The sequence below is a fragment of the Campylobacter sputorum genome, from assembly GCF_002220775.1.
In the GTDB taxonomy this organism is placed as follows: Bacteria; Campylobacterota; Campylobacteria; order Campylobacterales; family Campylobacteraceae; genus Campylobacter_F; species Campylobacter_F bovis.
In genome coordinates this window covers 1324728-1338695 of the sequence record NZ_CP019685.1, presented here as the reverse complement: position 1 = coordinate 1338695, position 13968 = coordinate 1324728, and the positions used below count along the sequence as shown (strand labels likewise).

Below are 13968 nucleotides of genomic sequence, written 5' to 3'. Positions count from 1 at the left end.
AGTAAATGAAACCAAATATTATAGAACTTGTAGTGGATAAAAATAGATGCATAGGTTGTGGAACTTGTGTTGCCATTTGTCCTGCTAACGTACTTCATATAGGTTTTGATAAATCAGGGCTTTATCAAGTTTTTGAAACTAATGGCTGTCTAGAGAAATGCTCTTTATGCATTGATATATGTCCTTTTATAAAAACAAATAAAAACGAAATGGAAATTGCAAAAAACATATATAAAAAGCAAGATAAAATCAATTTTCATAAAAACTTAGGTTATTTTATAGACACTTACGAAATACATAAAAAAGATATAAACGATAGATTGAAATCTGCATCTGGTGGAGCAGGACACGCTTTATTAGAAAATTTACTTGATAAAAATATTGTAGATTTAATTATTAGCATTGAATCAAACAATGATGTTGATAAACTTTTTAAATTTACTGTTTTTAAAAATTCGCAAGAGTTGAAAAATACAAAAGGTTCGGTGTATTATCCAGTTGAAATGTCTGAGGTTTTAGACTATGTTTTAAAAAACGATAAAACCTGTGCCATTACTGCTCTTCCTTGTTTTACAAAGGCTATTAGATTAGCTCAAGAAAAAAATCATAGGCTAAGAAAAAGAATAAAATTTATTATTGGTTTGGTTTGTGGGCAAATGAAGACAAAAGAATTTACTCATACATTAGCTAAAAATATTATTGGAACTGATAGGTTGGAATCTGTTCGTTTTCGTGTAAAACAAGAAAACGAACCAGCTGTAAATTTTGCTTTTGAGTTTATAGAGAAAAAAAATAGCAAAAAAGCCATTGTTAAATGGTTAGATTATAGCGGACCTTGGGTTTTATGGAGCAGTAGAGCATTTACACCAAATGCTTGTAATAATTGCATTGATACATTTAATTTGTGTGCCGATATAGTTCTTATGGATGCGTGGTTACCTGAATATATAAAAGATTACAGAGGGCATACTTTGGTTATTGTTAGGGCAAAAGAGATAAAAAATATCTTAGAAAATATGCAAGGTATAGAAATAAAAAAAATAAATCATAAAAAAGTATTTTTATCTCAAAAGGCTGTTGTTGAAAATAAAAAATTATTCTTTTACGGAAGCAAAAATTTATTTGTTAGTATGATAAAAAACATCAAATTACAAATACAAAAACTCTCAAACGAAGATTATGAAAAAAATATAAATGAACTAAAACTACTTTTATTGAAATTAAAAAAAATAGAAAAAACTTATAAAATCATAAGTTTGCCTAAAAGGGCTATTTTAAAACTAGGAAGAAGACTAAAAGGTATATAAAATGAAAATAGGAATTTTAACTTTGCCAATAGCAGAAAATTATGGAGGTATTTTACAAGCTATAGCATTATATAGATTGTTGTATGAAGCTGGACATAATGTAGTGCTTATATATAAAGAAGATACTGATTTTTTATGGAAAAAAATCTTAAAAATTATACTTAAAAAAATTCCATTTTGCGATATTAAAAACCTAAAAGAAAAATGCTATAACGAACAAGAAAGACAAAAGCGAAAATTATTTCATAGAGTTTTTATAGAGCAAGAAATTTTTAATATAAGTAGAGTTTTATACACAAAAAAAGAATTGGAAAATTTTGCATTACAAGAACAATTTGATGCAGTAATTGTTGGAAGCGACCAAGTTTGGAGAGGTTTGTATATAACAAATTGGAAATATAATAAAAGTTATTTTTTGGATTTTGTAGATAGTAAAAATACAAAAAAAATAGCATATGGTGCTTCTTTTGGAACAGATTATTGGGATGGAAAAAAAGATAAAGCTATATCAAAACTTTTACAAGATTTTATAGCGGTTTCAGTTAGGGAGATTTCTGGTATAGAAATATGTAAAAATACTTTTGGGTATGACAAAGCAGTGCATGTGCTTGATCCAACTATGCTTATGAGTAAAGATTTTTATATAAAAGAATTGATTGAAAAATACAATCCAAACAAATTTCAAAAAGGCGGACTCTTAACTTATATTCTTGATGAAAGCGTAGAAAAATATGAAATTGTCAGCTTTATAAAAGAAATTTTACAAAACAATAAAATTCATCATATTAAAGCTTTTAACGAAAATCAAACAACATATAGTGTGCCAGAATGGCTAAGTTTTTTTTATAATGCTGATTTTATAATAACTGATTCTTTTCATGGATGTGTTTTTTCTATAATTTTCGAAAAAGATTTTATAGCAATTGCTAATCAAGCTAGAGGTTTAGGAAGATTTAAATCTCTTTTGGAAATATTTGATTTGCAAGACAGATTGATTTTTGATGCAGATGATTTAAAAAATAAAAATATAGTTATAAACAAAATAGATTATACTAGAATAAACAAAATTTTAGAAAAAGAAAGAAAAAAGTCTTTAAATTTTTTGTTTGATTCCTTGTTGGCAAATAAAGGAATATAACAAAAATGATAAAAAAAATAGCAAATAGTACTTTTATATATATAGTTTTATTTTTATATGTATATGGAATACAATATATTTTTATTCCTTTTAGCACAAGAGCTTTATTAGGTATTTTTGGTTTTTTTATATTTTTTTTATATTTTTTTAAAGTAAAAAAGAAGTTCATGGTAAATAAAGACTTGCTTACAGTTTTTATTTTTCTACTTTTTATAAGCTTAAGTTCTTTTGCTAGTATGACATATAATAATACAAATGATATTGAATTTGTTAGGTATTCTATTTCTATGATAGTAAATATGTTTGCTAGTTATTTTTTTATAAAAATACTGAAAAAATTAGATTATAAATTAAATTTTAAGACAATATCGACGCTATTAATTAACATCATATTGATTCAAACCTTAATAGCATTAATTATGTTTATTTATCCTGATTTAACTGTTTTTCTGTTTAGCATAGAAAAGATGAGTGAAGAAACTTTTGATAGAAATATTTATTTGTCTGGTATTAGATTTATGGGTATTGGTGCTGCAAAAACATTTACATCTGGAATAATAAATGGATTTGGATTGATACTTATTGCAATCTTACTTAGGCTTTACAAGACTTCATCAAAGGAGATTATATTGCTTTCTATAAAATTTTTAGTTATTTTTTCTTTAGGTATGATGATGGCAAGAACAACTTTAATAGGAGCCATTCTGGCACTTGTAATAATTTTACTACCAGAAAATTTTAATTATTCAATAAGTTTAATAAAAAAACGAACTTTATTTTTTATAACATTAACATGTGTAACAATAACAGCTTTGTTTTTTATTATTATTTTTTATTCAGATTTTTTATTGGTTTTTCAATATGGTTTTGAAATGTTTATAAATTATTTTAAAACAAGCACTTTTGAAACAGCCTCTACTAATGAACTTAAGGAGATGTTTATTTTTCCGAATGAAATTAAAAGCTGGATTATTGGTGATGCTTATTGGTACAATCCACTAAAAGATAATTTTTATTATATGAACACTGATGTTGGATATTTACGGTTGATTTTTTATTTTGGTTTGATTGGTTTGTTTTTTTATTTTAGTTTGCAATTTTTTCTCGTTAAAGTGTATAAACACTTTGATATTAAATTTAAATATTACATTTTTATAATTATATATTTATTGATTTTAAATTTAAAAGGCTTTGCTGATTTGTTTTGGTTAAATATAATATTTTTTATGGCGTATATTTTAAATAAAAATAATCTGAATAAAAAATTAATTAATTCAAATAGTATTAAATGAAAATTATTTATATTATTGATAAACCAAATATGTATGGTAGTGAACAGCATCTGCTTGATTTGATTAAATACTTTTCACAATTTTACAATGTTAGTCTTATTGCTTTTTCAAAAGGAGAGATGTTGAATTCTTTACCTGCTATTAAAACAAAAATTTTTACAATAAAATGGTTAAGGAGTGTTTTAGAGTTTATAAAACTATATAAGTTTATAAGAAATGAGAAACCTGATTTAATACATTGCCATCAACCAAAAGCGTTATTTTATGGTAGCATTATCGGTAAAATTTTAGGAATAAAGACGCTAATTACAATACATTCAAAGGCGTATGATCATGCTTTGATTCATAAAAATTTATTTAAAAAATTAATTGTTTTTATTTTTCATAGTTGTGTAGATTTTGTTTCAAAAATTTTAGCAAATAAAATAATTTTTGTTAGTAATAAAATGTATTTACAAAGTATTTTTAAATATAAATCCCATTATATATCAAATTGGTTAAAATCTGATTTTAAATACAAACTTAATGATAAAGAATTTAATATAAAAGAAAATATTAATTTTTTAACGGTTGGTTCTGTAAGCAAGGCAAAGGGATTTGATTTGCTTATGGAATTTTTTAATATATTAAAACAAAATGATGTTAAATTCACTTCTAAAATTTATGGAGATATTCAAAAAAAATTTATAAAAAGTATTGTAATTCCGTCAGAAGTAAAATTGTGTGGATTTAAAAAAGATATCAAAAGCGAGTATGAAAATGCCGATATTTTTATTCTTTTTTCTAGATCAGAAACATTTGGTTTATCTTATTTGGAGGCTATGAGTCAGGGTCTACCAATAGTTTGTTTGGATTTAGATAATCTTAAAGAATTAATTCCAGATGAGAATATAAAGGTAAAAAAAATTACAGACAATATAATTAATTTGTTAAAAGAAATAATCAAAAAAGATAACTATAAAAAAATTTCAAAGATTAATATGAATAAATCTAAAGAATATTCTTATGGTAAAAAAATGAAACAAACAAAGAGAATTTACGAAGAAATGAGAAATAAATGTCAAAAATAGATATGGTTTTAGTTACATATAATCCAAATTCTGAATTATTATTAAATTGTATTAGCAGCATAGAAAACGATATTAGAAATATATACATCATAGATAATGGCTCAAAAGATTTTGAAATTAATAGAAATAGTGAAAAAATAAAACTTATAAGATTAAAAGAAAATATGGGTATTGCCTATGCACAAAACATTGGCTTAAAAGAAGCTATTCAAAACAATGCCGATTATATTTTATTATCAGACCAAGATACATCTTATCCAAAAGACTACATAGAAAAAATGATAAAAAATTTTTCTATTAATGAACGAGTTTGTGCTATTGCGCCTTTATTTAAAGACATTAATAGCAAAAAAATAAATGATGGTTTTTATATAAAAAGTTTTTTATACACTAAACGAATTTTTCCTAATTATGGTTTTTATGAGCTTTTTCACACAATTGCCTCTGGAAAAATAATAAATGCTAAATATTTATATGATATTGGATTTATGAATGAAAAACTCTTTATTGATTGGGTTGATTATGAATGGTGCTGGAGAGCAAGAAATAAAGGATATAAAATCATAGGAAATGCTTATGTAACAATACATCATCAGCTTGGAAATGAGTCTAAAGATATTGGTTTTAGGGAGATAAATCTTAGAAGCTATATAAGGCATTACTATATAACAAGAAATGCTTTTTATTTGGCTTTATATTCAAAAAACTTAAACATATCGAACAAGATTGTACTATTTTTTAAATCTTTTAGATATATAGTTGCCTACCCTGTTTTAACAAAACCGCATTTAAAAAATTTAAAATATGTTTTGCTCGGTTTTTGGCATGGCATAAATAAAAAATTAGGAAAATTAAAGGTATATTAAGATGCAAATTAACGGCTCAATAGTTTTATATAAAAATGATATTAAAAAAATTAGTAAAGTTATAGATAGTTTTTTGGCAAATAAAAATCTAGAATTTAAATTATATTTACTTGATAACTCTCCAAATAACGATTTAAATATACTATCTAAAAAAGATAATAGGATAGAATATATTTTTAATAATGCAAATTTAGGATATGGTAAAGCACACAATATAGCTATTAAAAAAAGTATTAATGATGGTGCTTTGTATCATGTGATATTAAATCCAGATATATATTTTGATAATACTGTTATTAATGGTATTTTAAAATATATGGAACAAAACTTAGATGTTGGTAATATTATGCCAAAAGTATTATATCCAGATGGCGAAATTCAATATCTTTGTAAGCTTCTACCAACTCCTATAGATTTGGTATTTAGGAGATTTATACCTTTTAAGGGTATAAAAGACATGATAAATGAAAGATATGAGCTTTATTTTAGTCAATATGACAAGATAGTAAATATCCCAAATTTAAGTGGCTGTTTTATGTTTTTAAGAGTTGAAGCGTTAAAAGAAGTTGGATTATTTGATGAAAATATTTTTATGTATTTAGAAGATGTTGATTTAAATAGACGTATTCATCAAAAATACAAGACTATGTTTTATCCGCATGTTCAAATTTATCATGAGCATGGCAAAGAGTCTTATAAAAATAAAAAATTACTAAAAGCACATATTAAATCAGCCATTTATTATTTTAACAAATGGGGATGGTTTTTTGATAAAGATAGAAAAAAAATAAATAATAAATGTATAAACAGTTTATTGTAAAATTACATCCCTTTTTTAGAAACCATAATTACTATAGTTTTAAATATTGTCTTTATCTCAAGCCATAGTGACCAGTGTTTTATATAGTATAAATCATACATTAATTTTTGTTTAGTGTCATATGTATTTGTACCATATGGATAATTTACCTGTGCCCAGCCTGTAATTCCTGGTTTTACTATATGACGTTCATTATAGTATGGAATTTCTTTTTCATACTCTGCTACTAGTATATTCCACTCAGCTCTTGGTCCTATTAGATGCATATCTCCTTTTAAGACATTTATAGCTTGTGGCACTTCATCTATCCTACTTTTTCTCATAAATTTACCAAAACTAAATATCCTATCGTCATCTTGTTTTGTGTATTTGCTAAAATAAGATTTTTCATGCATAGTTCTAAATTTATAGCATTTAAAAGTGTTTAAATTTTTCCCAACCCTTTTTTGTATAAAATACAAATTTCCAGGACTTTCTTTTTCTATTTTTTTCTTAATATAAAATTTTAAGAAAAAATTTACACAATATAAAATTCCGCCACACACTAAGTCTATGCATCTTTTTATAATATACTCAAATATATTATATGGTTTTATATCCATTAAAAACTCAAGATTTTTGTCGTCATCTGGAATATATAATTTATAAAGATGTTTTTCTAAAAGTTTTTGTATGGATATTACGCGAAGTGGTTTTTTTCTATATCTAAATTGTAAAAGAGTTAGAAATTTTATCATCTTTTTATCTATACTATAGTCGCTATTTATGACTAAATATTTACAATACACATCTTTTAGTAAATTCTTAATCTCTCTTCTAGTTATAACAGAACTTTTAATTTCGGCATCATAATTTAAAAATTTTATATCTTTAAATTTCTTATTTAGTTTTTTTAACTCTATTTCATTAAATTTATACTTATCTCCAAGTATTATTATCAAATCTAAGCCCCCCCCCTTCGCCCTCAATTTACTTATATAAATTACTGAAATTACAAAACAATATTAACTCATCGCCTTGTTTAAAATTTCTTCAGCTTTTTTTACATCTTCGAAATTTTTAACTTTAACCCATTTGTTTGGCTCAAGCATTTTATATGTTTCAAAGAAATTTTTTATTTTATTTAGTGTAGCTTTTGGTAAGTCGTTAATCGATTTTATATCATCATATCTTGGATCTATTTTACTAACTGGAACTGCTAAAAGCTTCTCATCCATTCCTGCTTCATCTTCCATTACAAGAACTCCTATAAGACGGCATGGTATTACTGAACCAGCTTGAAGCGGATATTCGTTTAATACAAGTATATCAGCAGGATCGCCATCATCTGCTAATGTATTTGGCACAAAGCCGTAGTTTGCTGGATAAAACATAGCTGAGTATAAAACTCTATCAACGCAAACTGCACCGCTATCCTTGTCTATTTCGTATTTTATGTTTGAACCATAAGGTATCTCTATAACAGCATTTATCTTATCTGGATTTGATCCTGGTTTTATTTTTGAAATATCCATTTTATTCCTTTAAATTTACATATTTTTCATAATTTGAGAGACTATTATTTCATTCATCTCGCCAACTATCTCTTCTATCGTTCTTTCGCCATTTACTGATTGATAAACGCCTTCGGATTTATAGAAATCCCTTATTTCATCTATAGGCTCAAGATAAACTCTCATTCTATTTTTAAACACCTCTTCATTGTCATCAGCACCTCTTGCTCTTCCTAGCACTCTTTCTTTTGCAACTTCTTCGCTAACTTCAACTTCTATAACGGAATTTAGTTTTATTTCTCCATCTGTTTTTATAACTTTATCAAGCTCTTTCATCTGCTCTACGCTTCTTGGATACCCGTCTATTAAGATAAAATCTTTTGGAGATTTTTTTATAGCAGAAACTATAGTGTTTATAACTACATTCAAAGGAACTAAATTTCCATTGCTTATATAGCTATCTATCTCTTTTCCAAGTTCGCTTCCACTTGCAACTTCGGCTCTTAAAAGATCTCCAGTTGAGTAGTGCTCTACGCTTTGATTCATCTTTGCAATCAAGCTAGCATCGGTTGTTTTGCCACTTCCTGGTGCTCCAATAATTAAAAATAATATTTTCATTTATTATCCTTTTTGTTTAATTTTAATCCAAGTTCACGCAACTGCTCACTTGTAACTGCACTTGGTGCTTTTGTTAAAGGACACTGTGCTTTTTGTGTCTTAGGAAATGCTATAACTTCACGGATACTATTTGATTTTGTAACAAGCATCATAAGCCTATCAAAACCTATCGCAATGCCACCATGCGGAGGAGCACCAAAACTTAATGCATCAAGCAAGAAGCCAAATTTCTCTCTTTGCTCATCTGGCGATATTTTTAGTAGATTAAATACTTTTTCTTGAATGTCTGCTTTGTGGATCCTTATGCTTCCGCCACCAAGTTCTATGCCATTTAATACAACATCATAAGCTATTGATGTGATATCTTCAATATCTTCTTCATCTACATTGTTTGGCATTGTAAATGGATGGTGCATTGCTGAGTAAGTTCCATCATCGTTTTGTTCAAACATAGGAAAATCAACAACCCATAAAAACTCTAACCTGTTTTTATCTATAAGTCCAAGTTGATCAGCTAAAAATAGTCTAAATCTTCCCATATAATCTAATACTATCTTTTTCTTTCCTGCTCCAAAAAATACAACATCTCCAACTTTTAGTTCACATCTTTTCATAATCTCATCAAGATCGCTTTGCGCAAAAAATTTAACAAGAGGACCTTTTAAGCCATCTTCTTTAACTTGAAAAAATGCTAGTCCTTGTGCTCCAAATTTACGCACAAATTCTTCAAATCCTTGCATTTGTCTTTTACTAAAGATATTATCGCCATTTTCTACTTTTATTGCTTTTATGCGATTTTTCTTTTTATCTTTTGCTAGAGAGCTAAAAATTTCGTTATTTGATCTTTCAAAGATATCATCTACATCAACAAGAGGCATATCAAATCTAAGATCTGGTTTATCACTACCATAAGTTTCAGTTGCAACTTTGTACGTCATCTTTCTAAATGGTGTTTGTATCTCATAGCCACATGATTTAAAGATATCTTTTAAAACAGCTTCGCCAACTTTCATTACATCTTCCTTAGTATTAAAGCTCATTTCTATGTCTATTTGAGTAAATTCAGGTTGACGATCTGCCCTTAAATCTTCATCTCTAAAACATTTTGCTATTTGAAAATATTTATCAAACCCAGAACACATCAAAAGCTGTTTGAAAAGTTGTGGGCTTTGTGGAAGTGCATAAAACTCACCAGGATGAACTCTGCTTGGAACAAGGTAATCTCTCGCACCTTCTGGTGTAGCACGAGTTAATATAGGTGTTTCAACCTCTATAAAACCAAGTCTATCAAGAGAATTTCTTGCCGCTATTGCAGCACTTGAACGCATTTTAAATTTATTAAAACTCTCAGTTGTTCTAAGATCTAAAAATCTGTATTTAAGCCTAGTTTCTTCTCCAACATTGTTATCACCAATAACAAATGGAAGTGGAGCACTTGGATTTTCTACTATAAGTTTTGTTACAATAACTTCTATTTCACCTGTTTTTAGCTTTGGATTTGCTAATCCTTCGCCTCTTGCTCTAACTTTTCCTTTTGCTTTTAAAACAAACTCATTTCTAACGCTATTTGCTATTTCATAAGATTCTTTGCTATCTGCAGGATCGCAAACAAGTTGCAAAAGTCCGCTTCTATCTCTTAAATCTATAAAGATAACTCCGCCATGATCGCGGTATGAATTTACCCAACCGCAAACATCGACCTCTTTTCCGATGTCATCTCTTGATAAATCGGTACAATAATGACTTCTCATTAAGATTCCTTTTTATTTTATAAAACTAGTTATTATATTAAAACTTTGCTTTTGCTTAGCTAAGTTTATAAATTTTATGTTAAAATTGATTTTATGGAAAAAGAAAAAATTAATCATAAAAATATAAAAAATATTGGCATTGTTGCAAAAAATCATGAAAATATAAAACAAAATATACATCATATTTCACAAATTTTAAATTTATATGGGGTAAATATTATACTTGAAACCGAGAGTGCAAAATTATTAAATTTAAAAGGACAAAGTTTATTAAAACTAGCTAAAACTTGTGATATGATAATCTCTCTTGGTGGCGATGGAACGCTACTTGGCGTTTGTAGAAAAATAGTAGATTTTAATACGCCAATTATCGGAATTTACGCTGGAAATTTAGGTTTTTTAACAGATGTTAATATGGCAAATACAAAAGAATTTTTTGCTGATTTTTTTGATGGTAAATTTGAAATACAACGTCCATATTTACTTGATATTAATTTAAAAAAAGATGAAAAAATCCTAAATAAAATTGCATTTAATGATGTAGTTTTAGTTCGCTCAAAGATAAAATCCATAGCAAAAATCGAAGCTTTTTTGCACGATAAGCATTTCAATTCATATTTTGGCGATGGAGTGATAGTAAGTTCTCCTATAGGTTCAACTGCGTATAATATGAGTGCTGGAGGATCTATAATTTATCCACTTTGTAATGTTTTTAGTATCACGCCAATATGTTCTCACTCGCTAACTCAACGCTCTTTAATACTGCCAAAAGATGCAGAAATTTCGTTTAAAAGTAGAGATAATGTCGTTGTTGTAATAGACGGTCAAGATGTTTATGAGATGAGTGATTATGACGAGGTTATTGTTAAATTAAGTGATAAAAGAGTAAATTTAATAAAAAGCGTTAAAACTGATTATTTTGATATTTTAAAAGAAAAGCTAAGATGGGGTCATAATGATTGAGAGATTGTATATAAAAGATTGTTTAGCATTTAATGAAGTTGATCTTAAATTTAGTAGTGGCTTAAATGTTTTTACAGGCGTAAGCGGTGCTGGAAAGTCTGTTCTTTTTAATGCACTTTTAGGTGTATTTGGCCTAAAAGATAGTGAAGCAAAATTAGCTGAAGCAAATGTTGATTATAAATTTGATATGGTGGAATTTGGATTAGAAAATGATGAAATAAACTCTTTTAAGATGTTAAAAGATAAAAGCGTGAGATTTTTTATAAACTCACAACTTGTTTCAAAAAAAAATGTAGCTAGCATTGCAAAAGAACATATAAAATATCTAAATGCTAAAGAAAATGGCGAATTTGAAAATGACAAATTGCTCGAAGTTTTAGACGCTATTTGTATGAAAAAAGACTTAAAATACAAAGAAATTTTAGCAAATTTTAAAGTAAATTACGAAGAGTATTCAAAAATTTTAAAAGAGCTAAATAAGATAGAACTTGAAGAAAGCAAAATAGAAGAGTTGAAAGAATTTGCTAAATTTGAGATATCTAAGATAGATGAAATTTCTCCAAAGATAGGCGAATATGATGAATTGATGGAAATCAAAAAAAAGCTTAGTAAAAAAGATAAGATAATAGAGTTTTGGAATAGGGCTGAGAACATTTTTAATTACGAAAGTGCTGTTGTTGAAGCACTTAGATTAAGTGACAAAGACAGCGCATTTTTTGAAGATAGTATGAATGAGCTTAGAAACATTAAAGAGAGTTTAAATTTAAATGAACTTGATGATATTGATATAGAGCATATTTTAGATAGGATTGAGTTATTAAGCTCATTAAATCGCAGATATGGAAGTATAGAAGAAGCTTTAAATGTGCTTAAAAAACGAAAACAAGAGTTGGCTCATTATGAAGACATTAGTTTTGAAAAAGAAAATCTTCAAAAAAAATTAAAGAGTGTAAAAAATGTAGTTGATGAGTTGGCACTAGAAATTTCTAAAGCAAGAAAATCTAGTTTAGATGAGTTTGTAAGTATTTTAAATGATTTTTTATTAAAGCTTTATATGAATGAAGTTAGCGTAAGTATAGAGCAAAAAGAGCTTGATAATAGTGGTTTTGATGAGGTTTTGATAGAGCATAGTGGTGTTGATATAAAAAAACTTAGCAGTGGTGAAACAAATCGTTTAAGGCTTGCTTTTATAGCCCTTAGATGCGTTGTTACAAAAAAGGGAGATGGCGTAATTTTGCTTGATGAAATAGATGCAAATTTAAGTGGAAAAGAAGCTATGAGCATAGCAAATGTGCTAAATGAACTATCTCGTTTTTATCAGATTTTTGCAATCTCTCATCAGCCGCAACTTTCAAGTAGAGCACATACGCATTTTGTTGTAGAAAAAAATGGCGAAATTTCAAGCGTTTATGAGATAAAAGATGATGAAAAAGCAAAAGAGTTAGCTAGGATGATAAGTGGTGAGAATATAAGTAAAGAAGCTATGGATTTTGCTACAAAAATGCTTAATGAGAAGTAGGTATAAAAAGAATTTTTGATATCTCTTTTGATACTAAATCTTCAAAATCATTCATAGCTTCTTTGATGTCATTATAGTTGCTTGAGTAGTCTAAATTTGTGGTAAAAGTTTTTGATTTATCGTTTTTATTTTTAATTTGTATAAGTAAACTTGAGCTAGCTTCATATAAGTTACTAAATGATGTATCAAAACTATCGTCTTTTTTTATATTGCCCAAAACATATCCAACTTCTATCTCTTTTTGTCTATATCCGTGATTACCAATCCCAATGCCAACATTTACATATCCTCCACTTGTTTTTGGTATCGGCGTTTGTTTGAAATAATTTATAGTAAGTTTTATATCTATGCTAGAATTATTTTCATTTGATAGTGTAAGTCCATTGTTTTTTAAGGCTTGTATTATTTTTTTGTCAAGAGAGCTAAAAGTTCCACTATAATTATCAAATTTAATGTTGAAATTTCTGTTTTTTGGGATGATATCAATATTAAATTTATTTGTATAAGTAATCTCAGAGCCAATCAAACTAGAAAATATAAATAAGACAATAAAGCAAATTTTTAGCATTAAAATTCTAGAAAATGGAGTATCTGAGTGCTTATCTTATCTGCAAATTTAGCCATTATCGTGCTTGTTGAATATACGCCTCTATCGCTTTGTAAATTTAAATTTGTCGAGTAATCCTGTAAATTTTTTAGTTTAATTAGCAAAGAAACTTGTGCTTCGTAAATGTAACTTGTATCATTATATTCATACGGATTGTCATAATCATAAAAATGTCCGAAACCACCATAAAATCTACTCATACCAAAACCAAAACCCATATAAACATTTGGATCTTTTACATATATTCTTTTAAAATCAACTAAATCACCATAAATTGCATAATCACTACTATTTGAATCTTGAGATATCTCATATCCATTGTTTTGTAGCATATATTCTACGCTTTTTGTTATATTGTTTTCAATATTTATAGAATTATTAAATTTAATATAAACTTTTTTACCCTCAGGTTTTTGTGTTATTATTAAAGGCTCGCTAGTTTTTAAATGCACAATAGAGTTTGTAGATGCACAACCTGTAAAAAATGCTAATAAAAAAAACAAAAAAATACTCTTTTTCATTAT

The 13968-nt window shown here is 27.0% G+C and carries 14 protein-coding genes; 8 read left to right on the top strand and 6 right to left on the bottom strand.

The window, feature by feature from the left end:
• Nucleotides 1–5: 5 nt before the first annotated feature.
• The 6 genes from CSPB_RS06685 to CSPB_RS06660 all read left to right on the top strand — a co-directional run bounded on the left by CSPB_RS06685 (nt 6) and on the right by CSPB_RS06660 (nt 6493).
• Nucleotides 6–1307 carry a Coenzyme F420 hydrogenase/dehydrogenase, beta subunit C-terminal domain gene (locus CSPB_RS06685; RefSeq protein ID WP_089193636.1) on the top strand — a complete coding sequence of 434 codons (1302 nt, stop codon included), beginning with the start codon at nt 6–8 and terminating at the stop codon, nt 1305–1307.
• Nucleotide 1308: 1 nt separating this feature from the next.
• Nucleotides 1309–2445, top strand: a complete 1137-nt coding sequence (locus CSPB_RS06680; RefSeq protein ID WP_089193635.1) for a polysaccharide pyruvyl transferase family protein — start codon at nt 1309–1311, stop codon at nt 2443–2445.
• Nucleotides 2446–2732: 287 nt separating this feature from the next.
• Nucleotides 2733–3737, top strand: coding sequence for a hypothetical protein (locus tag CSPB_RS06675; protein WP_151899144.1), 1005 nt, complete (start codon nt 2733–2735; stop codon nt 3735–3737).
• Nucleotides 3734–4807, top strand: coding sequence for a glycosyltransferase family 4 protein (locus tag CSPB_RS06670; RefSeq protein ID WP_089193633.1), 1074 nt, complete (start codon nt 3734–3736; stop codon nt 4805–4807). The genes CSPB_RS06675 and CSPB_RS06670 overlap by 4 nt, the downstream gene beginning before the upstream one ends.
• Nucleotides 4795–5673, top strand: coding sequence for a glycosyltransferase family 2 protein (locus CSPB_RS06665; RefSeq protein WP_089193632.1), 879 nt, complete (start codon nt 4795–4797; stop codon nt 5671–5673). Before CSPB_RS06670 ends, CSPB_RS06665 begins: the two co-directional genes overlap by 13 nt.
• Nucleotide 5674: 1 nt before the next feature.
• A complete protein-coding gene (locus CSPB_RS06660) occupies nt 5675–6493 on the top strand; it encodes a glycosyltransferase family 2 protein (RefSeq protein ID WP_089193631.1) in 819 nt (272 codons plus the stop codon).
• 2 nt (nt 6494–6495) lie between these two features.
• Here CSPB_RS06660 and CSPB_RS06655 read toward each other — a convergent pair whose 3' ends face one another.
• The 4 genes from CSPB_RS06655 to aspS form a co-directional block, all read right to left on the bottom strand.
• A complete protein-coding gene (locus tag CSPB_RS06655; RefSeq protein ID WP_227484166.1) occupies nt 6496–7434 on the bottom strand; it encodes a sugar transferase in 939 nt (312 codons plus the stop codon).
• Between the two features lie 63 nt (nt 7435–7497).
• Nucleotides 7498–8007, bottom strand: coding sequence for an inorganic diphosphatase (ppa, locus tag CSPB_RS06650; protein WP_089188521.1), 510 nt, complete (start codon nt 8005–8007; stop codon nt 7498–7500).
• Between the two features lie 15 nt (nt 8008–8022).
• Nucleotides 8023–8604 (bottom strand): adenylate kinase, encoded by a 582-nt coding sequence (locus CSPB_RS06645; protein ID WP_089193630.1) that lies wholly within the window; start codon nt 8602–8604, stop codon nt 8023–8025.
• The gene (gene aspS, locus CSPB_RS06640) at nt 8601–10355 is read right to left on the bottom strand and encodes an aspartate--tRNA ligase (protein ID WP_089193629.1); all 1755 of its coding nucleotides are present in this window, start codon (nt 10353–10355) and stop codon (nt 8601–8603) included. The genes CSPB_RS06645 and aspS overlap by 4 nt, the downstream gene beginning before the upstream one ends.
• A 93-nt stretch (nt 10356–10448) precedes the next feature.
• Between aspS and CSPB_RS06635 the strand changes: the two genes are divergently transcribed.
• The gene (locus CSPB_RS06635; RefSeq protein WP_089193628.1) at nt 10449–11318 is read left to right on the top strand and encodes an NAD(+) kinase; all 870 of its coding nucleotides are present in this window, start codon (nt 10449–10451) and stop codon (nt 11316–11318) included.
• The gene (locus tag CSPB_RS06630) at nt 11311–12837 is read left to right on the top strand and encodes an AAA family ATPase (protein WP_089193627.1); all 1527 of its coding nucleotides are present in this window, start codon (nt 11311–11313) and stop codon (nt 12835–12837) included. Before CSPB_RS06635 ends, CSPB_RS06630 begins: the two co-directional genes overlap by 8 nt.
• Here the strand turns inward: CSPB_RS06630 and CSPB_RS06625 are convergent.
• Nucleotides 12824–13405 (bottom strand): hypothetical protein, encoded by a 582-nt coding sequence (locus CSPB_RS06625; RefSeq protein ID WP_089193626.1) that lies wholly within the window; start codon nt 13403–13405, stop codon nt 12824–12826. The genes CSPB_RS06630 and CSPB_RS06625 overlap by 14 nt on opposite strands.
• The gene (locus CSPB_RS06620; RefSeq protein ID WP_033916074.1) at nt 13405–13965 is read right to left on the bottom strand and encodes a hypothetical protein; all 561 of its coding nucleotides are present in this window, start codon (nt 13963–13965) and stop codon (nt 13405–13407) included. The genes CSPB_RS06625 and CSPB_RS06620 overlap by 1 nt, the downstream gene beginning before the upstream one ends.
• Between the last annotated feature and the right edge of the window lie 3 nt (nt 13966–13968).